Origin of the sequence: Amycolatopsis sp. NBC_00348 (assembly GCF_036114655.1) — a bacterium.
Classification (GTDB): domain Bacteria; phylum Actinomycetota; class Actinomycetes; order Mycobacteriales; family Pseudonocardiaceae; genus Amycolatopsis.
Map to the genome: position 1 here is coordinate 5,487,755 of NZ_CP107994.1, position 23,275 is coordinate 5,511,029.

Annotated in this window: 24 protein-coding genes; 9 read left to right on the plus strand and 15 right to left on the minus strand. The window is 71.5% G+C overall.

Going from position 1 to position 23,275, the window contains the following annotated elements:
* Window positions 1–35: 35 nt before the first annotated feature.
* From OHS58_RS23375 to OHS58_RS23385, 3 genes are all read right to left on the minus strand, one after another.
* Window positions 36–1,460 (minus strand): MFS transporter, encoded by a 1,425-nt coding sequence (locus tag OHS58_RS23375; protein ID WP_328643995.1) that lies wholly within the window; start codon window positions 1,458–1,460, stop codon window positions 36–38.
* 84 nt (window positions 1,461–1,544) lie between these two features.
* Window positions 1,545–1,982: an SRPBCC family protein gene (locus tag OHS58_RS23380; RefSeq protein WP_328643996.1), complete on the minus strand. Its 438-nt coding sequence runs from the start codon at window positions 1,980–1,982 to the stop codon at window positions 1,545–1,547.
* A 14-nt stretch (window positions 1,983–1,996) separates the two neighbouring features.
* Window positions 1,997–2,506: a hypothetical protein gene (locus OHS58_RS23385; RefSeq protein WP_326947665.1), complete on the minus strand. Its 510-nt coding sequence runs from the start codon at window positions 2,504–2,506 to the stop codon at window positions 1,997–1,999.
* A gap of 85 nt (window positions 2,507–2,591) precedes the next feature.
* Here OHS58_RS23385 and OHS58_RS23390 point away from each other — a divergent pair, with 85 nt between their 5' ends.
* Together OHS58_RS23390 and OHS58_RS23395 are read left to right on the plus strand one after the other, a co-directional pair.
* The gene (locus OHS58_RS23390) at window positions 2,592–3,134 is read left to right on the plus strand and encodes a MarR family winged helix-turn-helix transcriptional regulator (protein WP_326947664.1); all 543 of its coding nucleotides are present in this window, start codon (window positions 2,592–2,594) and stop codon (window positions 3,132–3,134) included.
* On the plus strand, window positions 3,131–3,493 hold the full coding sequence (locus tag OHS58_RS23395) for a hypothetical protein (protein WP_328643997.1): 363 nt from the start codon (window positions 3,131–3,133) through the stop codon (window positions 3,491–3,493). Before OHS58_RS23390 ends, OHS58_RS23395 begins: the two co-directional genes overlap by 4 nt.
* Before the next feature lie 76 nt (window positions 3,494–3,569).
* On the opposite strand, the gene OHS58_RS23400 is transcribed toward OHS58_RS23395, so the two are convergent.
* From OHS58_RS23400 to OHS58_RS23435, 8 genes are all read right to left on the minus strand, one after another.
* Window positions 3,570–4,103, minus strand: coding sequence for a hypothetical protein (locus OHS58_RS23400; protein ID WP_326954826.1), 534 nt, complete (start codon window positions 4,101–4,103; stop codon window positions 3,570–3,572).
* Window positions 4,104–4,164: 61 nt separating this feature from the next.
* On the minus strand, window positions 4,165–4,962 hold the full coding sequence (locus OHS58_RS23405; RefSeq protein WP_328643998.1) for an ABC transporter permease: 798 nt from the start codon (window positions 4,960–4,962) through the stop codon (window positions 4,165–4,167).
* Entirely contained in the window at window positions 4,940–5,791 is an 852-nt protein-coding gene (locus OHS58_RS23410; RefSeq protein WP_328643999.1) for a 2-aminoethylphosphonate ABC transporter permease subunit, read from the minus strand. The genes OHS58_RS23405 and OHS58_RS23410 overlap by 23 nt, the downstream gene beginning before the upstream one ends.
* Window positions 5,788–6,849, minus strand: a complete 1,062-nt coding sequence (locus OHS58_RS23415; RefSeq protein WP_328644000.1) for an ABC transporter ATP-binding protein — start codon at window positions 6,847–6,849, stop codon at window positions 5,788–5,790. Before OHS58_RS23415 ends, OHS58_RS23410 begins: the two co-directional genes overlap by 4 nt.
* Complete coding sequence (locus OHS58_RS23420) at window positions 6,846–7,850, minus strand: 2-aminoethylphosphonate ABC transporter substrate-binding protein (protein WP_328644001.1); 1,005 nt, start codon at window positions 7,848–7,850, stop codon at window positions 6,846–6,848. Before OHS58_RS23420 ends, OHS58_RS23415 begins: the two co-directional genes overlap by 4 nt.
* Entirely contained in the window at window positions 7,847–8,512 is a 666-nt protein-coding gene (locus OHS58_RS23425; RefSeq protein ID WP_326947658.1) for an HAD family hydrolase, read from the minus strand. Before OHS58_RS23425 ends, OHS58_RS23420 begins: the two co-directional genes overlap by 4 nt.
* Window positions 8,509–9,627 (minus strand): TIGR03364 family FAD-dependent oxidoreductase, encoded by a 1,119-nt coding sequence (locus OHS58_RS23430; RefSeq protein WP_328644002.1) that lies wholly within the window; start codon window positions 9,625–9,627, stop codon window positions 8,509–8,511. Before OHS58_RS23430 ends, OHS58_RS23425 begins: the two co-directional genes overlap by 4 nt.
* Before the next feature lie 417 nt (window positions 9,628–10,044).
* A complete protein-coding gene (locus OHS58_RS23435) occupies window positions 10,045–10,821 on the minus strand; it encodes a GntR family transcriptional regulator (RefSeq protein ID WP_247063452.1) in 777 nt (258 codons plus the stop codon).
* A gap of 80 nt (window positions 10,822–10,901) precedes the next feature.
* Here OHS58_RS23435 and OHS58_RS23440 point away from each other — a divergent pair, with 80 nt between their 5' ends.
* Together OHS58_RS23440 and OHS58_RS23445 are read left to right on the plus strand one after the other, a co-directional pair.
* The gene (locus OHS58_RS23440; protein WP_328644003.1) at window positions 10,902–12,116 is read left to right on the plus strand and encodes an APC family permease; all 1,215 of its coding nucleotides are present in this window, start codon (window positions 10,902–10,904) and stop codon (window positions 12,114–12,116) included.
* A 125-nt stretch (window positions 12,117–12,241) separates the two neighbouring features.
* Window positions 12,242–13,048: a S1 family peptidase gene (locus OHS58_RS23445; RefSeq protein WP_326947655.1), complete on the plus strand. Its 807-nt coding sequence runs from the start codon at window positions 12,242–12,244 to the stop codon at window positions 13,046–13,048.
* Window positions 13,049–13,109: 61 nt separating this feature from the next.
* On the opposite strand, the gene OHS58_RS23450 is transcribed toward OHS58_RS23445, so the two are convergent.
* Both OHS58_RS23450 and OHS58_RS23455 read right to left on the minus strand, forming a co-directional pair.
* Window positions 13,110–14,210, minus strand: a complete 1,101-nt coding sequence (locus OHS58_RS23450) for an NAD(P)H-dependent flavin oxidoreductase (protein WP_328644004.1) — start codon at window positions 14,208–14,210, stop codon at window positions 13,110–13,112.
* Between the two features lie 12 nt (window positions 14,211–14,222).
* Complete coding sequence (locus OHS58_RS23455; protein ID WP_328644005.1) at window positions 14,223–15,839, minus strand: acyl-CoA synthetase; 1,617 nt, start codon at window positions 15,837–15,839, stop codon at window positions 14,223–14,225.
* Window positions 15,840–15,902: 63 nt separating this feature from the next.
* Here OHS58_RS23455 and OHS58_RS23460 point away from each other — a divergent pair, with 63 nt between their 5' ends.
* Window positions 15,903–16,691: a crotonase/enoyl-CoA hydratase family protein gene (locus OHS58_RS23460; RefSeq protein WP_328649850.1), complete on the plus strand. Its 789-nt coding sequence runs from the start codon at window positions 15,903–15,905 to the stop codon at window positions 16,689–16,691.
* Between the two features lie 167 nt (window positions 16,692–16,858).
* Here the strand turns inward: OHS58_RS23460 and OHS58_RS23465 are convergent, their stop codons facing one another.
* Window positions 16,859–18,406, minus strand: coding sequence for an acyl-CoA synthetase (locus OHS58_RS23465; protein ID WP_328644006.1), 1,548 nt, complete (start codon window positions 18,404–18,406; stop codon window positions 16,859–16,861).
* Between the two features lie 87 nt (window positions 18,407–18,493).
* Between OHS58_RS23465 and OHS58_RS23470 the strand changes: the two genes are divergently transcribed.
* Genes OHS58_RS23470 through OHS58_RS23485 form a run of 4 tightly spaced genes read left to right on the plus strand, consistent with a single transcriptional unit; the run spans window position 18,494 to window position 22,279 of the window.
* On the plus strand, window positions 18,494–19,471 hold the full coding sequence (locus OHS58_RS23470; RefSeq protein WP_326947650.1) for a Zn-ribbon domain-containing OB-fold protein: 978 nt from the start codon (window positions 18,494–18,496) through the stop codon (window positions 19,469–19,471).
* Window positions 19,472–19,478: 7 nt separating this feature from the next.
* On the plus strand, window positions 19,479–20,492 hold the full coding sequence (locus tag OHS58_RS23475; RefSeq protein WP_326954839.1) for a thiolase domain-containing protein: 1,014 nt from the start codon (window positions 19,479–19,481) through the stop codon (window positions 20,490–20,492).
* Window positions 20,489–21,652 (plus strand): thiolase domain-containing protein, encoded by a 1,164-nt coding sequence (locus OHS58_RS23480; RefSeq protein WP_326947648.1) that lies wholly within the window; start codon window positions 20,489–20,491, stop codon window positions 21,650–21,652. Before OHS58_RS23475 ends, OHS58_RS23480 begins: the two co-directional genes overlap by 4 nt.
* A 15-nt stretch (window positions 21,653–21,667) precedes the next feature.
* Window positions 21,668–22,279 (plus strand): TetR/AcrR family transcriptional regulator, encoded by a 612-nt coding sequence (locus tag OHS58_RS23485; RefSeq protein ID WP_326947647.1) that lies wholly within the window; start codon window positions 21,668–21,670, stop codon window positions 22,277–22,279.
* On the opposite strand, the gene OHS58_RS23490 is transcribed toward OHS58_RS23485, so the two are convergent.
* Window positions 22,254–23,273 (minus strand): YhjD/YihY/BrkB family envelope integrity protein, encoded by a 1,020-nt coding sequence (locus OHS58_RS23490; RefSeq protein WP_247063424.1) that lies wholly within the window; start codon window positions 23,271–23,273, stop codon window positions 22,254–22,256. The genes OHS58_RS23485 and OHS58_RS23490 overlap by 26 nt on opposite strands.
* Window positions 23,274–23,275 lie beyond the last annotated feature (2 nt).

Here is a 23,275-nt window from a genome sequence, read left to right on the forward strand (position 1 = left end):
GAAGGTGGTTCACCGAGATGCGGGACTTTTTCGCCCTAGTTTCCCGAAGCCGAGGTCACGGGCTCGCCGAGGTGGTCCGGACCACTGACGCGCGCGGCGGTCGCCCGCGCCCACCGGCCGGTGGTGATCAGCCCCAGCGCGAACACCACCACCCCGCAGCCGGCGATGATCACCCAGCCGGTGCGGCCCGTCCCCGGCGGCAGCCCGTCGCTCGAGGCGACGACCACGCCGATCACGGCCACGCCGAGGGAGATCCCGATCTGGCGGCTGGTCGAGGCGACGGCCGCGGCGAGCCCGGCGCGCTCCCGCGGCATGCCGGACACCGCGGCGTTCGTGATCGGCGCGTTGAGCATGCCGAACCCGGCGCCGAAGCACACGTAACCCAGCATCAGCACGGGAATCGGGGTGGTCGGGCTGATCCCGGAGAGCACGACCCCCGACGCCGCGATCCCCGCGCCGGCGACGAGCAGCGGCAGCCGTGGCCCGCGCGCGCCGACCAGCCGGCCGGACAGCGGCGCGAACACGGCCGTCACCGCCGCCATCGGCAGCGTCAGCAGGCCCGCGTCCAGCGCGGACAGCCCGCGGGCGTCCTGCAGGTAGAGCGAGTTGAGGAACAGGAACCCCGACAGCGCCGCGAGCCCCGTGACGGCGGTCAGCGTCGCGCCGGAGAACGGCACGCTGCGGAAGAACTTCAGGTCCAGCAACGGATCCCGGCGACGGCGTTCGTAGGGCAGCAGCACGGCCAGCGCCACCGCGGCGAGCACGAAACAGCCGATGATCTCCGGCGAGCCCCAGCCGGCGCCGCGCCCTTCGATGATCCCGTAGGTGACCGACGCCAGCAGGACGATGACCAGCAACTGCCCCACCGGGTCGAGCCGGCGGGGGTACGGGGACCGCGACTCGGGGACGAACACCGCCGTGAGCACGATCGCGGCCACCCCGACCGGGACGTTGATCCAGAAGATCGAGCGCCAGCCCGCCCAGTCGACGAGCGCGCCGCCCAGCACCGGCCCGACGGCCATGCTCAGCCCGACGACCCCGGCCCAGACGCCGATCGCGCGGGCGCGTTCGCGGGGTTCGGTGAAGATGTTGGTGACGATGGACAGCGCGACCGGGTTGAGCATCGAGCCGCCGATCGCCTGCAGCGCGCGGAACGCGACGAGCGAGCCGATGTTCGGCGCGATCCCGCACAGCAGCGAGCCGAGGCTGAACAGGGCGAGGCCGGTCTGGAACGTCCGGCGGCGGCCGATGCGGTCCGCCGTCGAGCCCGAGAGCATGAGCAGGCTGGCCAGCACGAGCGTGTAGGCGTCGATCGTCCACTGCAGACTGGACACCGACGCGCCCAGTTCGCGCCGGATCGACGGCAGCGCGAGGTTCACGATCGTGTTGTCGAGCCCGACGATGAACAGGCTCATGCAGCAGACGGCGAGGACCACCCGCCGCCGGACCGGCTGAGGCACTACGCCCCCAAACTAGTTGCAAGTGGCAATATTAAGCACTGTACAACTAATTACCGGCCGGCCCGGGTGACGCGGACCACCCGGTCAGGCCGGGAACAGCTCCGTGAGCCGGGCCAGCGTCTTCTCGATGCCCTGGGCGTTCTTGCGCGGGAACGGGCTGAGGCTGATCGCGAGCGGGAACTTCGCCGTCGACCAGTCGAACGTCTCGGTGACCTCGGTGCGGCCGCCGTCGAGGGGCTCGAGGCGCCAGCGCCAGCGGTGGCCGTTGAAGTGGCGCCACGCGATCAGGCGGCCCTCTTCGTACTCGACCACGGTGTTGAGGACCTTGTAGGACGCGCCCATCTTCATGTCCATGCCGAACTTCGTGCCGAGCGCGAGTCGGTCCGGGCCCCCCGCCTGGGGCGCCCGGACCGTGCCCGATCCGTCGATGAGCGGGTGCTGGGCCGGATCGGCCAGGAGCCCGAAGATCTTCTCCGGGGTCGTGGCGACGATCGTGGTGCGTGAGACCTGGCGGCTTCCCATCACCCGAGCCTAGATCATTTGGTCGTCTTGAGTACGACGGTGCGCTGGTCCAGCGGCGCGGCCAGCGCGACGGAGATCACCGGGAACCGGATGTCCATCGTGCACATCTGGCCGGTCTGCGCCTTCGTCTCGCTCAGGTTGACGACGACGCGGTCGCCGGCCTGCTCGGTCGCCTCGCCGAGGGCGTGGCCGCAGCCGCCCTCCTGGGCGCGGATGTTGAGGATCGTGCCGCCGTTCGCCGTCCACACCTCGTGCGGGTAGCTGGCCGGCAGCGCCGCCGCGTCGACCTTGTTCGGCGGCACCGGGGTACTGCCTTCGGGCACGGTGAGCCGGGGTTTGCCCGGCGGGTTCGCCGAGGGCGCCGTCGGCAGCACCGACTCGCTCGGCGACGTCGAAACGCTGCCGGAGGGGGCTGCCGAGTCGCCGCCGGAAGCGGGCTGGCTGATGGGCATGTCCTGGCCGGCGCAGGCCGTCACCATGAAGAGGAGTGCGCCTGTCCCGACCACCTTCGCTGAGTACCTCATGCGTCCAGGACGGAACGGGTGCCGCACGGGGTTGCACGAAGATCGATGACAAATGTAGAAGTACGTACTAATGTAGTGCTTCATCATGAAGGACGTAGATTTCGCTCGTGACCCTGAAGACCGGCTGTTCGACCCTCGGGTCCGGGCCGCGCTCGGCGACTTCGCCGTCGACGACGACCTCGGCCCGCTGGAAGCGGCCGCGGCCGTCCGGACGGCCGCGCGCGGCCTGGACTGGCTGCGCTCGCACGGGACCGACAGCCGCGGGCTGAGCCCGGGCGCCCTCGACGTCCTGATCCGGATCGGCGGGAGCGAGGCCGGGATCAGCATCAAGGACCTGGCCGGCGCCGCCGGGGTGAGCTCGCGGAACGTGACCGGCCTGGTCGACACGCTCGAGCGGGGCGGGCTCGCCGAGCGCGTCCCCGCCCCGGCGGACCGGCGGTCCGTGCTCGCCCGGATCACCCCGGCCGGGCGGACGTGGCTGGAGGATTTCCGGCGCCCGTCCCAGGCGGCCATGGCGGCCGTCTTCCGCGGCTTCACCCCCGGTGAAACCGCGCTGCTGCGGCACTTGTGCCTGCGTGTCGTGGAAAACCAGCACCACTTGGCCCGCTACCTGGAGGAACGGAAATGACGACCCGCGAGACTGTTCAGGCCTACCACCGGGCGAGGTTCGCCGGCGACGTGCCCGCCGCGGCCGCGCGCCTGGCCGACGCGTTCACCTTCGAGAGCCCGCTGCTCAGCGCCGACGCCGACGGTCACCTGGCCGGGCTCGCCGGCTTCCTCCAGGTGGTCTCGGGCGTGGAGATGATCAGCGAGCTGTACGGCGAATCGGAGGCCACGCTCGTCTACGACGTCCACACCGCGACGCCGGTGGGCACACAACGCACGGCGGAGCACTTCCGCCTCCAGGACGGCCGGATCGAGTCGATCACGCTGATCTTCGACGCCACCCGCTGGCACCCGATCATGGCCGCGGCGGCCGCTCGCTGAAAGCCGTGAAGGCCTCCTTCCCGGCTCTTATGGCCGGTAAGGAGGCCTTCACGGCCATTCCGAGTGCGCGGGGGCGTCAGCCTTGGCGGAGGACGACCGTGCGGGTGCCGAGGGGCGCGGCCAGCGCCAGCGGGATGCTGATCTCCTTGATGTAGTCCGGGCACATCTGGCCCTTCGTCCCGGACGTCACCGTGATCAGCACGACCACCTGCGCCGCGCTCTGCTCGCCGACCCGGGCCGAGACACGGCGGCAGCCGCCCTCCTCGGCGCCCAGCAGCACCGTCTTGCCGTCCAGGCTGCGGGTCAGCGTGCGGGGGTAGCCCTCCGGCAGCCCCCGCGCGTCGACCTGCGTCTCGGCGATGACGTCGTCACCCGGGGCGATGCCCTGCGTCGGGCGGCCGACCGTGCCCGGGGGCGGCGGGTCGAACGTCGGCGTCACAGTGCCCGGCACGGTCGGTGCCGTCGTCGGCGTCTCCGGCCCGGTACTGCTGACCGGCGGCGGAGTGGCCGAAGAGGCCGAGGGAGCCCCGGCCCCGGTCGAAGAAGCACCGCACGCCGTCATCGTGACCAGCAGCAGGCCCGTCCCCAGCAGTTTCACCGCGTTGCGCATACGTCCAGGACGGAACGCGGGGTTGTCTGGTTGCACGGCGCCTCCCAAACGGCCCGGAACGTCACCGATGGGCGGCTCGTCCCCGGACCAGGCCGAGCAGGCTCACCCCGGCCAGCGTCACCACCAGCAGCAGCACCGTCGCCGCCGAAGCCAGGAACACCTGGCCGCGGTCGGTGAGCGCGAAGATGCTCGCCGGGAGCGTGCGCCAGTCCGGCGGGTACAGCATCATCGTCGCGCCCAGCTCCCCCATCGACATCGCCAGCGCGAGGCTCGCCGACGCCGTCATCGCCGGTAGCAGCACCGGGACGCGCACCCGCAGCAGCACCCGCACCGGCGACGCGCCGAGCGACGCCGCGGCCTGCGCGAGCTGCGGGTCGACGCGGGCGAGCGCCGCGGAGACCGTGCTGTAGGCGAACGGCAGCAGGATCAGCAGGTGCCCGAGCAGCACGATCCACCGCGTCCCGTTGAACGCCAGCGGCGGCCGGCTGAACGCGACCAGCAGCGCCAGGCCGAGCACCACCGACGGCACGGCGATCGGCAGGTGGAACACCGTGTCGGTGAGCCGCCGCAGCCGTCGCGGCGCGGTCTCCGCCGCCAGCGCGGCCCACGTGCCGAGCAGCACCGCCGCCGCGCCCGCGAGCACGCCCGTCTGGACGCTCACCGCCAGGCTCGCGAACGTCTCCCCCGACAACGCCTCCGTGTAGTGGCCGAGGGTGAACCCGCCCGGCAGCACGCCGGTCCAGTGCCCCGCGACCGACGCGAGCACGATCATCACCAGCGGCGCCGCGACGACCACCGCGAACAGCACGCCGAACACCAGCCACAGCAGCGCTTTGCTACGCCGCGTCCACAGCAGCACCGCGACTCCTTCCCAGCACTCGGTAACTCCCGTACAGCAGCAGGGAGATCGCGACGTCGACCAGCGCGACGACGCTCGCCGCCGGGAAGTCGAACGTGACGATCCCCTTGCCGTACACCAGCATCGGCAACGTCGTGACGCCCTTCGCGCCGAGGAACAGCACGATCCCGAACTCGTTCAGCGCCAGCAGCAGTGTCAGGCACGCGCCCGAGGCCAGCGACGGCAGCGCCGCGGGCAGCACCACCCGCCACAGCACCCGGCCGGGACGCGCGCCCAGCGCCGCCGCGACGTCCAGCTGCACGCCCGGGACCTGGCTGAACGCCGCGAGCGCCGGCCGCATCACGAACGGCGTGTAGAAGGTGATCTCGGCCAGCAGCACCCCCCACGGCGAGTACAGGAACCCGCCGGCGCCGAAGACGCCCGCGCTGCCGTAGAGGAACGTGAACGCCAGCGCGATGAGGAACGACGGGAACGCCAGCACGGTGTCGACCAGCCGCGACAGCGTCCGCGCCCCGGGGAACGGGACGAACGCGACGACCAGCGCGAAGAACGTGCCGAGCAGCACGCAGCCGGTGGTCGCGCCCAGCGCCAGCAGCACGGTCTGCCACGCCGCGTCCCGGAACTCCGCCGAGCCGAGCACCTCGGCCCACTTCGCCAGGCCAACGCCGTCGTCAGTGGTGAGCGACTGCCCGGCCACGAGCACCAGCGGGTACCCGAAGAACACGGCCACGACCACCAGCGGCGGCAGCAGCCACAGGCCCCGTCGTGAGCGGGAAACAGTGTCAGAACACTGTTTCCCACTCACGACCGCCAGCGCGACGCCGGTCATGCGCCGACTCCGACCAGCGGGCAGCCGTCCGGAATGGACACTCCCACCGGGGTGCCCACCGCCAGCCCGGCGACGTCCGGGACCTCCGCGCGGATCGTGCCGCCCGTCGCCGCCAGTTCCAGGTCCAAGCGGTAGCCGGTGCCGCGCCACTGGACCGCACGGACCAGCGCCGGGAGCGTGTCCGCGCCGGGTTCGCCGACGCCGACGCGGTGCGGGCGCACCCCGAGCGCCACCGGCTGCCCGGGGCTCAGCGCGCCGGTCGGCTCGGCGGTGAGCACGCGCTCGCCGAGCCGGACGGTCGACGGCGTCCCGGCGTGGATCACCTCGACCGGGATGAGGTTGGCCGCGCCGAGGAAGCTCGCGGTGAACCCGTCGGCCGGGCGCCGGTAGAGCTGTTCGCACGGGCCGGTCTCGACCAGCCGGGAGTCGCGCATGACGGCGATCCGGTCGGCCAGCGCGAGGGCCTCGCCCTGGTCGTGGGTGACGTAGACCAGCGTCGTGTCCGGCAGTTCGGCGCGCAGCCGCAGCAGCTCCGCGATCATGTCCTCGCGCAGCGCGGCGTCCAACGCGGACAGTGGCTCGTCGAGCAGCAGGACGTCCGGCCGGATGGCGAGGGCCCTGGCGAGCGCGACCCGCTGCTGCTGCCCGCCCGACAGCTCGCGCGGGTACCGCCGGGCGTAGGCGCCCATGCCGACGAGGTCGAGGACTTCGGCGACGCGGGCGGCGACCTCGGCGCGCGGGGCCCGGCGCGCGTCGAGTCCGAAAGCGACGTTCGCGGCGACGCGCATGTGGGGGAACAGTGCGTAACTCTGCACGACGACGCCGAGGCCGCGCCGGTGCGGCGGCAGGTCGGTGACGTCGTGTCCGGCCAGGAACACCCGGCCCGAACTGGGCCGCACGAACCCGGCCAGCGCCTTGAGCGCCGTCGACTTGCCCGAGCCGGACGGCCCGAGCAGGGCCAGCGTCTCGCCGCGGGCCACGGCGAGGTTCAGCGAGTCCAGCGCCGTCGTCCGTCCGAAGTGGACGGAGACGTCGCGGAACTCGACCGCCGGGGTCATCGGCCGACGGCCTTCTTGTACGCGGCGATGTCGGCGTCGAGCTTGCCGAGCACGGTGGTCCAGTCCGGCTGCCAGATGTCGACGCCCTGCAGCGCAGCTTTGATCTTGTCGGCGTTGGCGCCGGTCGCCGCGACGTCGGCGCGGGCGGGGATGCCGAACGCGTCGGCGGTCTTGGCCTGGACCGCGGGCGAGAGCAGGAAGTCGAGCAGCTTCTTCGCCTCGTCCGCGTGCGGCGCGTTCGTGACGAGCCCGGCGTAGTAGGGCAGCGCGAACGTCGAGCGCTTGCCCTGGGCGTCGGCCGGGAAGAAGACGTCGAAGCCGCCGCTCTTGGCGATCTCGGCGAGGTTCATCTGGACGTCGCCGTTGGCCACCAGCAGCTCGCCCTTCGCCACCTTCGGCTGCAGCTTGCCGGTGGACGACGACGGCCCGGCGTTGTTCGCCTCCAGCTTGCCGAGGTAGCCGAGCGCGCCCTGCGCCCCCAGCACGTGCTGGAGCTGCAGCAGGACCGCGGTGCCGTCGCCGGCCTCACCGGGCGTCGAGTACTGGACCTTGCCCTTGAGCTTCGGGTCGAGCAGGTCGTCCCAGGTCTTCGGGGTGGCGCCCGGGTTGCGGATGAAGCTGAGGTAGTTGTTCATCATCGCGAAGTAACGGCCCTGCGGGTCCTTGTCCGCCACCTTGTCGCCGCCCGCCGGGGTGTACGGCTGCAGGAGACCGGCGACGCGCTGGATGAACGGCGGCAGCGTGACGAGGACGTCGGCCTTGGTGTTGGCCTTCTCCTTCTCGACACGCGAGGCGACCTCGCCGGAGCCGGCCGTCACGGCCTCCACGGTGATGCCGGTCTGCTGCTTGAACTCGGCGAACCGGGCGGTGTACCAGTCTTCCAGTCCGTCCACTGTGTACACGGTGACGGTCTTGCCGCCGGCGGACGCGGCGCCGGTGCCGCCGCAGGCGGCGAGCAGGCCGGTCAGCGCCACGGCGAGCACGGCGATGGTCTTTCTCATCGGTTTTCTCCTAGCACGGCGGGAAGTTCGCGAACGGAATCGAGGACGTGGGTGGCTTCGAGGAGGTCTTCGCGGCGGCCCGCGCCCGTGAGGACGCCGGCGACGACCGACGCGCCCGCGCGGCGGCCGCAGAGGACGTCGGACGCGGTGTCGCCGACGACGGCGACGTGGCGTACGTCGGTGACTTCGAGCCGCAGCGCGGCGGTGAGGACGAGGTCGGGGAACGGGCGGCCGCGCACGCCGTCGCCGGGGGCGAGCGCGAGGTCGGCGAGGTCGCGCCAGCCGAGCGCGTCGAGGATGGCCAGCTGGGTCACCGGGGCGAAGCCGGTGGTGAAGGCGACCTTGACGCCGTCCTCGCGCAGGCCGCGGACGACGTCTTCGGCGCCGTCGATCGGGGTGCACGCGCCGCCGCGCACGAGGTCGCCGTACGCGCCTTCGAACGCCGCATTGGCTTGCTGTGCAAGGGTTTCGTCGTCGAGCAGGGCGCGGAAGACGGTGATCTTCGACTGGCCCATGGTGTCGACGACGTACTCGAGCATGTCCGGGTAGCGCTCGTCGGGCACGCCGATGGCGCGGATCGCTTCGGTGAAGGCGCGCACGACGAGGCCGTCGTCCGCGACGGTCGTGCCGGCCATGTCCAGGACGACGAGTTCGGTGGTCACAGGTTCAGCTCCTCGGCGGTGTCCTCGGCGATGGCGGGGGCGCAGGTCATGCCGCGGCCGCCCGGGCCGGTGACGAGCCAGGCGTTGCCCGCGACGCGCTCCCGGTGCGCGATCCGCCCGGTGTCGGTGGTCTGCGCGTAGACGCCGGCCCAGCGGTGCCGGACGCGCGGCAGCGGCCGCCCGAGCAGCGCCGACGCGACGTCGGCGAGGTGCTCGTACGGGTCTTCGGCGACGTCGAAGGCGAACGGCTCGTCGTACTCGTGGGTGTCGCCGATGGTGAGGGAGCCGTCGAGCCGCTGGACGAGCAGCAGCTGCATGCGGTGTTCCGCCGCGACGGCCCCCTGCGGCTGCGTCCCCGCCAGCGTGTCGAGGGCCGGGCCGCGGTAGGCGGGGTAGTAGCGGAAGCTGTCACCGTCGGCGACGCTGGTGGTCAGCTCCTCGCCGAGCGGCTCGGTCTGCGCCATCTGCAGCCGCACCTTGCGCACCGGCGGCTCGCCGGCGAGTTCGCGCACGAGCCCGCCGGTCCACGCGCCGGTGCAGAAGACGACGACGTCACCGTCGTGCCGCTCCCCCCGGTCGTCGACGACGCCGGTGGCGGTCAGGTGCCGGACCTCCCGGCCGGGCCGCCAGGTGTAGCGGCCACTGCGCGCGAGTTCGGCACGCAGGGCGGGCTGGGCGACGCGGGGTTCGACGGCGGCGTCTCGATCGCACCAGAGCGCGCCGAGGAAGTCCCCGCGCAGCGCCGGATTCAGGTCTTGGGCTTCGGCGGCGTCGAGGAGCTTGTACCCGCGATCGGCGGCTTCCGCACCCGCGGCCACCTCCTGCGCCACGGCGAGTTCGGCCGCGGTCCGGACGACGGTCAGCGAGCCGTTCGCCCGGAAGCCGAGCCCCGGGACGCGCTCGCCGATCCGCTCCCACAGCGCCCGCGCCCGCAGCGCGGTGCCCAGTTCGGCGCCGGTGGCCCGGCCCCCGACCCAGACCAGGCCGAAGTTGCGCACGGACGCGCCCCGGGCCTCGGGTTCACGTTCGAGCTGGACGACGTCGTGGCCGCGTTCGACGGCCTGCCAGGCGTGCAGCGTGCCGAGCACGCCACCGCCCACGATGAGGATTCGCACGCCGCACACGCTCGCGGCCACGCGCCAACGGCGCCTGTCCCGACGGCGAACACAGCGTGAAGCGCCACCGAATATTGGACCGGATGAGTTACCGTTCTGTTATCTCAACACTGGCGAGCCCAGCGAGCGCCGGAAGATGTCGAGCACTCGCGTCAGGCTCACCGGAAAGAACATCGCTCAAGCCGGTTGTCCACAGGCATGCCGTGATGTGGACAGCGAGGCTTCGCAGCGCACATTTCCGGCTTCTCGTCGGAGGCCCCCGATACGATGGACTGGGGACGCCCCCCGGAGAGGGTGGGGGACGTTCTAGGGGGGCACGGCTGCTGCGAACTCGCGTGGGTGCGGCCGACGTCGATCGGTGGACCTCCGCGCAGGACAGCCGCCCGAGCGACGCAGCAGGTCACTCCACGCGGCAGGTCAGTCCACGCGGCCCAGGCGGGTCATGAAGCTCAGCCGGTCGCCGCGGTACAGCGAGCGGACGCGCTCGAACGGGGCGCCGTCCGGGCCCCATGACACGCGGTGCATCAGCAGCATCGGCAGGGCCGGGTTCGTCCCGATCAGCAGCGCCTCGCGCGGGGTCGCGAGCACCGTCTCGACGCGCTCTTCGGCGCCGTCGAAGACCACGCCGAGCCGCTGGCTCAAGCACGCGTACAGGGACTGCTCCGGGTCGAAGACGTCCATCAGCGTCGGAAACCGGGACGCGAGGAGATATGTCGACTCCAGGCCGACGCGCTCCTCGTCGGCCAGCAGGACGCGCTCGATGTGGATCACCTCGGCGTCCGACGTGACCTGCAGGTCGGCCGCCAGCGCGCTGCCGGCGACGCGCCGCTCCAGCGTCACCACGTTGCGGCCGGGGCGGATGCCCTGGCGCCGCAGGCCCTCGGTGTAGCTGACCAGGGCCAGCGGCTGGATGAGCTTCGGGCCGGCGACGTACGTGCCGCTCCCCTGCCGTCGGCTGAGCTTGCCCTCGAGAACCAGCTCGCTGACCGCCTGCCGCACCGTCGCCCGCGACACCTCGAACCGCTCACACAGTTCCCGTTCCGTGGGCAGCACCGAGCCTTCGCCGAGTTCCGCGATCACCGCCAGCAGTTCGACTTTGACCGCGTAGTAACGCGGGACACGGCCGTGCTCGGGAATCCCGTCGAGCACGGGACCGTCGGCGGACAGGCGGGAATAACGCGAAGGGGCAGGCACGGAATCGACCCTATTGCCTTACGCCGACGCCGTGGTTGGCTGTGGCGCGTAACACGGCCGACACACGGAGGATCACCCGGATGCGCTCGGCACCGCTGACTCGCCGGCTCGGCCTCGCCGACGCCGTTTTCCTGGGCCTGGGCTCGATGATCGGCGCCGGCGTGTTCGCCGCGTTCGCCCCGGCGGCGCACGCCGCGGGGGCCGGGCTGCTGCCCGCGCTGGTCGTCGCGGCCGTCGTCGCGTACTGCAATGCGACGTCTTCGGCACGGCTCGCGGCGATTCATCCGGAATCCGGCGGAACCTACGTATACGGCCGGGAAAGGCTCGGTGAATTCTGGGGCTACCTCGCTGGCTGGGGATTCGTCACCGGCAAGACGGCGAGTTGCGCGGCGATGGCGCTGACCGTCGTCGCGTACGCCGCACCCGGGCTCGGGTCGCCGTGGCGAAGCCTCCTCGCCGTCGCGGTGGTCGCCGCGCTCACCGGCGTCAACTACTTCGGCGTCCACCGCTCGGCGCTGGCGACGCGGGTGATCGTGACGGGCACACTGCTCGTGCTCACCGTCGCGGCGGTCACCATGAGCCTCGGTCCGCACGCGGCCGGGCCGCTCGTCGCCTGGCCCGGCACCGGCGGGATCCTCGAAGCGGCCGGACTGCTCTTCTTCGCCTTCGCGGGCTACGCGCGGCTCGCGACGCTCGGTGAGGAAGTCCGCGACCCGGCTCGCACCATTCCGCGCGCCATCCCGATCGCCCTGGGCGTCACCCTGGTCGTCTACGCCGCGCTCGCGGTGCTGCTGCTCGTCCGGCTCGGGCCGGCCGCGCTCGCCGCGAGCCCGGACCCGATCGCGGCCGCCGTCCCGGGCTGGTTCGCGCCGGTCGTCCGCGTCGGCGCGGCGCTGGCGGCGCTCGGTTCGCTGCTCGCGCTCGTCCTCGGCGTCTCGCGCACGACCCTGGCGATGAGCCGCGACGGCCACCTCCCCCGGTTCCTCGCCGCGGTGCACCCGCGCTACGGCGTGCCGCACCGGGCCGAACTGGCCGTCGGGCTGGTCGTCGCCGTGCTCGCGGCGACGCTCGACCTGCGCGCCGCGATCGGCTTCTCGTCCTTCGCCGTCCTGAGTTACTACGCGGTCGCGAACGCGGCGGCGCTGACGCTGCGGTCGTCACGCTGGGTCGCCGTGCTCGGTCTGGTGGGATGCGTGGTGCTGGCCTTCAGCCTGCCCTGGACATCGGTGCTGATCGGCGGTGGCGTGCTGGTGCTGGGCGCGTCGGCCTACGGCGTTCGCCGGATGCGCCGGTGAGAAATCACCCAACCGCCCGAAACATCCGAAGAAAGTCGGTTGTCCGGGTGTGCGGACACCTGGTGTAGTCGTGGGGCCGCCGTCGGCAACCGCTTCCTTTGTGGACACTGGAAGGACTGATCCCCTTGGCTCCCAAGCGCTGGTTCACCCTGCTCAGAAACGTCACCACCGCCGTAGCGGCCGTCGCCGCGGCCGCGTCGTTCGCCACCCCGGCGATCGCCACCGCCGCCCAGCCGCCGTCCACCGACGTCGTCGGCGGGACCCGGGCCGCCCAGGGCGAATTCCCGTTCATGGTGCGGCTTTCCATGGGCTGCGGCGGCGCGCTCTACACCAACCAGATCGTGCTGACGGCCGCACACTGCGTCAGCCGCACCGGCTCGAACACGTCGATCACCGCGACGGTCGGCGTGGTCGACCTCAACAGCACGAGCGCCAAGAAGATCAAGTCGACCTACGTCTACCAGTCCCCCACCTACGGCAGCTCGACCGGCGGCGACTGGGCGCTGATCAAGCTCGCCAGCCCGGTCACCGGCCTCTCGACGCTGCCGATCGCGTCGACGTCGACCTACAACACCGGCACGTTCACCGTGGCCGGCTGGGGCGCGGCGACCGAGGGTGGCGCGCAGCAGCGTTACCTGCTGAAGGCGACCGTCCCGTTCGTGGCCGACAGCACCTGCGCCGCCCAGGGCGGCAGCTACCCCGACCTGATCCCGAGCGCGGAGATCTGCGCGGGCAACCTGAGCGCGGGCGGCGTCGACACCTGCCAGGGCGACTCCGGCGGCCCGATGTTCCGCCGGGACAACAACAACGCCTGGATCCAGGTCGGCATCGTCAGCTGGGGTGACGGCTGCGCCCGGCCGCACGCCCCCGGCGTCTACACCGAGGTGAGCACGTTCGCGTCGAAGATCGCCGCGGCCGCCGCTTCGCTGTAGCCCAAAGCCGTGAAGGCCTCCTTACCGGCTCTTATGGCCGGGAAGGAGGCCTTCACGGCTTTCAGCGGGTCTTGTCCAAACGGGACAGTGCGGCTTCGTAGCCCGTCACCAGGTCGGCGACGACGTCGGCGACCGGGCGGACGCCGTTCATCCGGCCGACGATCTGGCCGACCGGCATCGAGACCACCGTCGGGTCGCTCGCCGCGTGGATCCGGTTGTGCGCGTGGGAAACCAGCAGGTTCTGCAACGGCATCGGCAACGGCTCGGGCGCGTCCGCCGCGGCCCACGCCTCCGTCCAGCGCGTCTTCAGCAGCCGCGCCGGCTTGCCGGTGTAGATCCGCGTGCGGACCGTGTCCGACGACGTCGCCGCGACCAGCGCTTGCTGCATCGCCGCCGACTCGCCCATCGTCTGCAGGTACTCCTCGGTGGCGAGCCAGTACGAGCCCATCCAGACGCCGGACGCGCCGAGCGCGAGCGCCGCGGCGACCTGGCGGCCGGACCCGATCCCGCCGGCGGCGAGCACCGGCACGTCGACGGCGTCGACGATCTCCGGTACCAGCACCATCGACGCGATCTCGCCGGTGTGCCCGCCGGCTTCGTAACCCTGCGCCACCACGAAGTCGACGCCGTTCTCGACGTGCCGGACCGCGTGCTGGGCCTTCCCGGCGAGCGCGGCGACCGGGATGCCGCGATCGTGGCACTGGGCGATGACGTCGGGCGGCGGCGAGCCCAGCGCGTTCGCGATCAGCTTGATCGGGTGGTTGAGCGCGACCTCGACGTGCGACCGGGCGACCGAGTGCAGCCAGCCCAGCACGCCCGCGCGTTCGTCGGTGTCGTCCGGCAGCGGCGGCACCGCGAGGTCGCGCAGCACGCGGTCGACGAACTCGCGGTGGCCGTCCGGGATCATCTTCGACAGGTCGACCTGCGTGCCCTCGGCGGGGATCTTCGCCGGCATCACGATGTCGACGCCGTAGGGCTTGCCGCCGGTGTTCTCGTCCATCCAGGTGAGCACCCGGTCGAGCTCGGCCGCGTCGTTGAACCGCACGCAGCCGAGCACCCCGAGCCCGCCGGCCCGGCTCAGCGCCGCGGCGACGTGCTCCGAGGGCGTGAACCCGACGATCGGCAGGTCGATGCCGAGCCGGTCGCACAGCGATGTCCGCACTCGTGTTCCTCCTCAGACGGGCTGGGCCGTGGCCGGGTCGTGCTCGGCCGCGTAGCGCTGGGCCCACGGGTAGTCCGGTTTGCCGCTCGGCGAGCGGCCGATCTCGGCCGTCAGCCACACGGTGCGCGGCACCTTGTAGCCGGCGACCTCGTGGCGGACGTGCTCGTCGATCCCGGCGAGGTCCGGCTCGGCGCCTTCCCGGAGCTGGATGACGGCAGCGACGCGCTGGCCGGTCCGCTCGTCCGGGATGCCGATGACGAGCGCGTCGAAGACGTCGGGATGGGACTTCAGCGCCCCTTCGACCTCTTCGGGGTAGACCTTCTCGCCGCCGGTGTTGACGCACTGCGAGCCGCGGCCGAGCAGCGTGACCGTGCCGTCCTCTTCGTAGCGCGCGTAGTCGCCGGGCACGACGTACCGGACGTCGCCGATGTCGACGAAGATCGTCTTGCTCTTCTCGGGGTCGCCGTAGTAGCCGAGCGGGACGTGCCCGCGGCGGCCGATCAGCCCGATCGCGCCCGCCTTCGGCTCGACCAGGTGGCCGTCGTCGTCGAGCAGGATGGCGTCCTTGCCGAAGCTGACGCGCGGGCCGGCGCTGTGGTCGGAGTCCTTGCCCACCATGCCGATCCCGGTGAAACCGCTTTCGGACGAGCCGATCGCGTCGGTGATCACGGCGTTCGGCACGAGCGCGACGAACTCCTGCTTGACCGACTGCGAGAACAGCGCGGCGTGGCTGGACACGGCGACGAGCGACGACGCGTCGTAGTCACCCTCGCGGAAGGCCTCGATGAGCGGGCGCGCCATGGCGTCGCCGACGATCGTGAGCACCTGGACCTTGTGCTCCTGCACGGCTTTCCACACCTCGTGCGCGTCGAAGCGCGGCACGAACACCACCGGGCTGCCGGTGAACAACGCGCCGAACGCGGCCCACTGCGCGGCGCCGTGGATCAGCGGCGCGGCGGGCAGGCGCGTCAGGCTGCCGGACTTGCCCTGCTCTGCGAGCGTCCACTCGTCGGGGACGTACTCGCCGGTGACGAAGTTGATGCCGCCGCCGAGTGCGCGCCAGATGTCCTCGTGGCGCCAGAGGACGCCCTTCGGGTAGCCGGTGGTGCCGCCGGTGTAGAGGATGTAGAGGTCGTCGTTGCTGCGCTCTTCGAAGTCGCGCTCGGGCGACTGTTCCTTCAGAGCTGCTTCGTACTCGACGCCGCCGTAACTCCCGAAGTCACCGTCGCTGCCGTCTTCGACGACGACAACGTGTTTCAGTTTCGGCGCCTCGGGCAGGACGGCCCTGACCTTGTCGGAGTAGCTTCTCTCGTGCACGAGCGCGACGAGATCGGCGTCCGTGAAGAGGTACGCGAGCTCGCCGTGCACGTAGCGGTAGTTGACGTTGACGGCGATCGCGCGCAGCTTGTACGCGGCGATCATCGCCTCGAGGGCCTCGATCGAGTTGCGGGAGTAGACCCCGATGTGGGATCCGCGTCCCACGCCGTGCGCGGCGAGGTGGTGGGCGAGCCGGTTGGCCCGCGCCTCCAGTTCGGCGAAGGTGACTCGCCGGTCGCCGCACACGACCGCGACGCGCTCCGGCACGGCGTCGACGGCGTGCTCCAGAAGATCCGCGATGTTGAGTGCCACGCCCTCAAAGTAGAACATGTTATCGTTCTGGGCAATGGCACCGCGTTGTTCGAGGAGGTTTCGGTGGGTGAACCGCACGCGCTGGTTTCGCAGGACGGGCCGACGCTGATCGTCACGATGAACCGCCCGGAGGCCCGCAACGCGATCACGGGCGAGATGATGTCGATCATGGTCGACGCCTGGGACCGGGTCGACGCGGACGACACGATCCGCAGCTGCGTCCTGACCGGCGCCGGCGGCGCGTTCTGCGCCGGCGCGGACCTGAAGTCGATGTCGCGGAACTCGCCGTCCGAGTCGTTCGCCTCGGGCAAGTTCGACCCCGCCCACATCCCGGGGCTCTTGAAGGGCCGTCGCCTGACGAAGCCGCTGATCGCGGCGGTCGAAGGCCCGGCGATCGCCGGCGGCACGGAGATCTTGCAGGGAACGGACATCCGGGTGGCGGGCACGTCGGCCCGCTTCGGGGTGTCGGAGGCGCGCTGGGGCCTGTTCCCGATGGGCGGCTCGGCGGTCCGGCTGCCACGCCAGATCCCGTACACGGTGGCGGCGGACATCCTGCTGACCGGCCGCCACCTGTCCGCCGCGGAAGCCCTGGCGATCGGCTTGATCGGTCACGTGGTGCCGGACGGCGAGGCTTTGACCCGCGCCCTCGAGCTGGCCGCCCTGGTGAACGCGAACGGCCCGGTCGCGGTGCGGGCGATCCTCCGGACAATCCGGGACACCGAAGGACTCCACGAGGAGGAGGCCTTCAAGCTGGACTCGCAGTACGGGATCGAGGTTTTCGCTTCGGAAGACGCGAAGGAAGGGCCACGGGCCTTCGCGGAGAAGCGGAAGCCGGAGTTCCGCGGCCGCTGACGCCGTGATCGGATCGGACGAGCCGGCTTGTCCACAGCACCACCGTGATGTGGACAAGCCGGTCGCCCGGCGGCTTTCCGGCCGGTTCGGTCGGAGGCCACCGATAGACTGGACCAGGGCACGCCCCCCAGGGTGTGGTGGGGGCGCGCCCGGGCTCCGGAGCCCGATTACGACACGTACTTGGCTCGCAGGTGGCGCTTGTACAGCTTCCCGTTCGGGTCTCGCGGCAGCTCGTCGAGGTAGTCGATCGACTTCGGCAGCTTGAACTTCGCCAGCCGCGTCGCCGCATAAGCCAGCAACTCGGCCGTGAGAGCGTCGGACGGCGTGACTCCGGGAGCCGGCTGGACTACGGCCTTGATCTCCTCGCCCCAGTCCTCGTGCGGGAGACCGAAGACCGCGACGTCCGCGACCGATGGGTGCATCACCAGCTCGCCCTCGATCTCCGCCGGGTAGATGTTCACCCCGCCCGAGATGATCAGGTCCGCCTTGCGGTCGTGGAGGAACAAGTACCCGTCGGAGTCCAGGTGACCCATGTCGCCCAGGGTGAACAGCTTGCCGACGCGTGCGGCGGCCGTCTTGTCCGGGTCGTTGTGGTACGAGAACTCCGATGAGCCCATCTGCATGTACACCGTGCCCGTCTCCCCGGGCGGCAGCTCGAGCCCCGCGTCGTCGAGGACCTTGATCGTCGAGCCCGGCCAGGGCAACCCCACCGAGCCCGGCTTGCGCAGCCAGTCCTCGCCCGAGATCACCGTGCCGCCGCCCTCCGTGGCCGCGTAGTACTCCGTGACCACCGGGCCCCACCACGCCAGCATCTGACGCTTGACCTCCAGCGGGCACGGCGCCGCGCCGTGGATCATCACCCGCAGCGACGAAAGGTCGTACTGGGAACGCACCGCGTCAGGGAGACCCAGCAGGCGGCGGAACTGGGTTGGCACCATGTGGCTGTGCGTGACCCGGTGCCGCTCGATCAGGCGCAGCATGTCCTCGGCGTCCCAGCGGTCCATCAGCACCGCGGAATGCCCCAGCTGCAGCGAAATCGCCACGAAGTTCAGCACCGCCGTGTGGTACAGCGGCGAGCCGCACAGGTGCACGTGGTCGTCGTGCGGGCCGAGGCCGAAGACGCCGAAGAACCACGTCGACGCCGCCGGTACCTCGTCCGGGTCGGTGCCCGTCAGCGGCCGCCGGACGCCTTTCGGACGGCCCGTCGTGCCGGACGTGTACAGCATCGGCGAGCCCGCCGTACGCCGTGCGGGACGTCCGTCGCCTTCGCCGGCGCCCAGCTCCTCGATCCGGCGGAAGCCGGGAACGTTCCCGACCGCGAAGCGCGCCGAAGCGGGCAACCCGGCTTCGTCGGCCGCGGCGATGGCGACGTCGGCGAAGCGCTCGTGCGCGAGGAACGCCTTCGCGCCGCTGTCGCCGATGATGTACGCGACCTCCGGGCCGATCAGGTGCCAGTTGACGACCACGACGTACAGCCCGGCCTGGATCGCGGCGAAGTAGGCCGCCACCAGTTCGTCGCCGTTCGGCTGGAGCAGCACGACGACGTCGCCGACGTCGAGGCCCAGCTCCTGCAGCCCCCGGGAGTACCGGTTGGCCTTCGCGGCCAGCTCGCCGTAGGACACGCCGCGGCCGTCCGGGTCGACCAGAGCCGTCTTCTCGGGCTCTTCCGCGGCGATGTTCCACAGGCCCAGCGTCTTCGCGGCAGTCGTCGTCATACCGCAAATCTAGAACGCGTTCCACCTACAGGCAACCGTCCGGCGGTGAATCTTGCCGACGAATCGAGAACGTGTTTCACTCAAGCCGTGACCGAGACACCGCTTGCGGCACCTCTGAACGTCGGCTTCGACTACACCCGCTCGACCGGGCCGGTGCTCGGCCGGTTCGTGAACGCGCTGCGTGAGCGCCGCATCGAGGGCATCCGCGGCAGCGACGGCCGGGTGCACGTCCCGCCGGTGGAGTACGACCCGGTGACGGCCGACCCGCTCAGCGAGTTCGTCCCGGTCGCCGAAGAAGGCACCGTCGTCTCCTGGTCGTGGTGCCCGCGCCCCCTGGAAGGCCAGCCGCTGAGCCGTCCGTTCGCCTGGGCGCTGGTCAAGCTCGACGGCGCCGACACCGCGATGCTGCACGCCGTCGACGCCGGCTCGCCCGCGAACATCCACAGTGGACAGCGCGTCCGCGTCCGCTGGGCCGACGACACCGTCGGGCACATCCGCGACATCGCCTACTTCCTCCCCGCCGACGCCGCGGACACGACACCGACCGAGCCCGCTCCCCCGGTCGCCGAACGCGAAGAGGGCGCGCCGGTCAGCATCGTCATCACGCCGGTGCACCTGCGCTACCAGCACTCCGCGTCGCCCGAGGAGAGCCGTTACCTGCGCGGCCTGGCCGAAGGCAAACTGATCGGCCAGCGCTGCCCCGCGTGCCAGAAGGTCTACATCCCGCCGCGCGGCTCCTGCCCGACCGACGGCGTGCCGACCACCGACGAGGTCGAGCTCCCCGACACCGGCATCGTGACGACGTTCTGCATCGTCAACGTCCCGTTCCTGGGCCAGCGGATCAAGCCGCCCTACGTCGCCGCGTACATCCTCCTGGACGGCGCCGACATCGCGTTCCTGCACCTCGTGCTCGGCTGCGACGCCAAGGACGTCCGGATGGGCCTGCGCGTGCGCGCCGCGTGGAAACCCCGCGACGAGTGGTGGACGTCGCTGGAGAACATCGACCACTTCGAGCCGACCGGCGAGCCGGACGCGGCTTACGAAACCTTCGCCCACCACCTGTGAGGTCCTGATGCCAGACGTCGCGATCGCGGGCTTCGCCCACGCGCCGAACGTCCGCGAGACCGCGGGCACCACCAACGGCGTGGAGATGCTCGTCCCCATCTTCGCCGAGGTCTTCGCGCAGACCGGACTGTCCAAGCAGGACATCGGGTTCTGGTGCTCCGGCTCCTCGGACTACCTGGCCGGGCGCGCGTTCTCGTTCATCGCCGCGGTCGACGCGATCGGCGCGTTCCCGCCGATCCACGAGTCGCACGTCGAGATGGACGCCGCCTGGGCGCTCTACGAGGCCTGGCTGAAGATCCGGATGGGCGAGGTCGAGACGGCGCTCGTCTACGGCTTCGGCAAGTCCAGCGCCGGGCAGCTGCGCCGGGTGCTCGCCCTGCAAATGGACCCGTACGTCGTCACTCCACTGTGGCCGGACTCGATCTCGATCGCCGGCATCCAAGCCCGGATGGGTCTCGACGCCGGCCTGTGGTCCGAAAAGGACCTCGCCGAGGTCGCCGCGCGCAACCGCGACCTCGACGCCGCCGAGCTGCTGGACACGCCGTACGTCGCGGACCCGTTGCGCGCGCACGACATCGCGCCGATCACCGACGGCGCCGCCGTGATCGTCCTGTCCACAGTGGAACGGGCGAAGGACATCGTCGAGCACCCGGCGGTGATCGCCGGGATCGAGCACCGGGTCGACTCCCCCGTGCTCGGCGCCCGCGACCTGACGCGGTCGCCGTCGACCGAGATCGCGGCGAAGGCCCTCGACCTCGACGGCGTCGACCTCGCCGAGCTGCACGCGCCGTTCACGCACCAGGAGATCATCCTGCGCACCGCCCTCGGCCTCAAGGACAACGTGACCATCAACCCCTCGGGCGGCGCGCTGGCCGCGAACCCGATGTTCTCCGCCGGGCTCGCCCGCATCGGCGAGGCGGCGCGGCGGATCCACAGTGGAGAGTCCCGCAAGGCCGTGGCGCACGCGACGAGCGGCCCCGCCCTGCAGCAGAACCTCCTGGCCGTGCTGGAGGCACGATGACCAAGCAGCTCACGGCCGTGCTCGGCACCGGCCAGACGCACCACCGCGCCAAGCGCACCGACGTCTCGATGCCGGGCCTGCTGCGCGAGGCGATCGACCGCGCGATGATCGACGCCCAGGTCGGGTGGGCCGACATCGACGCCGTCGTGCTCGGCAAGGCGCCGGACCTGTTCGAAGGCGTCATGATGCCCGAGCTGTTCCTCGCCGACGCGCTGGGCGCGAACGGGAAACCGTTGCTGCGCGTGCACACCGCGGGCTCGGTCGGCGGGTCGACGGCGCTGGTCGCGGCGTCGCTCGTGCAGTCCGGCGTGCACCGCCGGGTGCTCACGGTGGCGTTCGAGAAGCAGTCCGAGTCGAACGCGATGTGGGGCCTGTCGATCCTGCCGCCGTTCCAGATGCCGGTCGGCGCCGGCGCGGGCGGCTACTTCGCGCCGCACGTCCGGTCCTACATCCGCCGCTCCGGCGCGCCCGAGCACATCGGCGCGATCGTCGCGGCGAAGGACCGCCGCAACGGCGCGTTGAACCCGTTCGCGCACCTGCGTCAGGCGGACATCACCGTCGAGTCGGTGCAGGCGTCGCAGATGCTGTGGGACCCGATCCGTTACGACGAGACCTGCCCGTCTTCGGACGGCGCGTGCGCGATGGTGCTCGGCGACGAGGCCGCCGGGGACGCCGTCGAAGGCGGCGCCGCCTGGATCCACGCGACGGCGATGCGCACCGAGCCCACCACGTTCGCCGGCCGCGACCAGGTCAACCCGCAGGCCGGGCGCGACGCCGCGGCCGCGTTGTGGGCCGAGGCGGGCATCAAGGACCCGATGTCCGAAGTGGACGTCGCCGAGATCTACGTGCCGTTCTCGTGGTTCGAGCCGATGTGGCTGGAGAACCTCGGGTTCGCCGCGGAAGGCGAGGGCTGGAAGGTCACCGAGGCCGGTGAGACGGCGATCGGCGGGCGGCTACCGGTCAACCCGTCCGGCGGGGTGCTCTCGTCCAACCCGATCGGCGCGTCCGGCATGCTTCGCTTCTCCGAAGCCGCGAAGCAGGTCATGGGCCGCGCCGGGGACTACCAGGTGGACGGCGCGCGCGTCGCCCTCGGGCACGCCTACGGCGGCGGGTCGCAGTACTTCTCGATGTGGGTGGTCGGCGCCGCCAAGCCGCGTTGATACGCTCGACCCACCATGCCGAGACTCGCGGACCACGAACAACGCCGTCGCCAGATCGCCGAAGCCGTCTGGCGGATCGCCAGCGCGCGCGGGCTGGAAGACGTGTCGCTGCGCAAGGTCGCGGCCGAGGCCGGCGTCTCGCTGCGGCTCGTCCAGTACTACTTCGGCACACGCAACGACCTGCTGCTGGGCGCGCTCGAGATCCTCAACAAGGTCGCCGAGGAACACACCCGCGCCGAGGTCGGGCCGGAGGCGGACGCGACGCCGCGCCAGGTCCTGCGCACGATGCTGGTCGGGATGCTCCCGCTGGACGACGAGCGCCGCACGCGTTACCTCGTGCACCTGGCCTACTTCGTCCGCTCGCTGACCGACCCCGACCTCGCGACGGCGTTCAGCGCGGCGCCGCCGGAGCTGGAACGGCTGACCGCGGACCTGCTGGCCTGGGGGCAGCAACGCGGTGAGGTGCCGCCGGACCTCGAGCTGATGCCGGAGGCCGAGCTGCTCCTCTCGAGCGTCGACGGCCTGCAGACCAGCATTATCCTGGGCCAGCGCACCCCCGAGGCCGTGTTCGCACTGATCGACCACCAGCTCGGCCGGCTCTTCAGTCTCTCGAACGTCGCCACTTGAGTGCCAGCAGCGTCCCGAGCACCCCGGTCACGACGCCGACCGCGGCCGGCACCGCGACCGGCGGGTCCACCACGATCACCGGCTTCAGCTCCACCGGCGCCGGCGGCTGCACCGGCTTCGGCGGCGCGTCCGAACCGGTGGCCGTCCAGGCCGTGACGTAGACGAGCATCCGCGCGATCAGCGAGATGAAGAAGATCAGGCCGATCACCGAGCCGAACGCGATCCCCGTCGGCGAGCTGCCGATCAGCCGCAGGTAGAAGCCACCGGCCAGCTTGAGCGCCTCGAACCCGAGGGCCAGGGCGATCGCGCCGCGCACCGCGCTGCGCACGCCCACGGGCTGACGCGGCAGCCGGGTCAGCACCCAGAGGAACACCAGCCAGTCGGCGGCCAGCGAGAGCGGCACCGAGGACGCGGAGACGAGCTGGTGCCCCCAGCTCGTGTCGTCGAGGCCGGCCAGCCGGAGCAGGTAGCTGCCGAGCGCGGTGCCGGAGATGGTGATCGTGAACGACACCAGCAGCGCCGCCGTCAGGCCGAGCAACGCGAGCAGGTCGACGGCGATCAGCCGCGGCAGCGACTGGTCCGACCGGTTCTGCCCCCACAGCGCGGTGAGCGAGTCCCGCAGCGCGTTCATCCAGTTCCAGCCCGAGTAGAGGCCGATCACCAGGCCGAACGCGCCGACGCTCGTCCGCTGGTCGACGAAGCCGGTGAGCAGGTCGGTGGCCTTGTCCCCCAGCCCGCCCGGCAGCGTGCTGACGATCGCGCGCACCATCGTGTCGAGCAGGTGCGGCTGGCTGGCCAGCACGAACCCGGCCACCGACGACGCCACCATCAGCAGCGGCACCAGCGACAGCAGGCTGAAGTAGGTGATCGACGCGACGTAGTGGTAGCCGCCGGTGTCGACGTAGCGGTTGGTCGCGCGGGCGATGTGGTCCAGCCACCGGTACCGGGCACGGGCCCGCGCCCAGGGGCTCGGGGCCTTGGGGGAACTCTTCACGG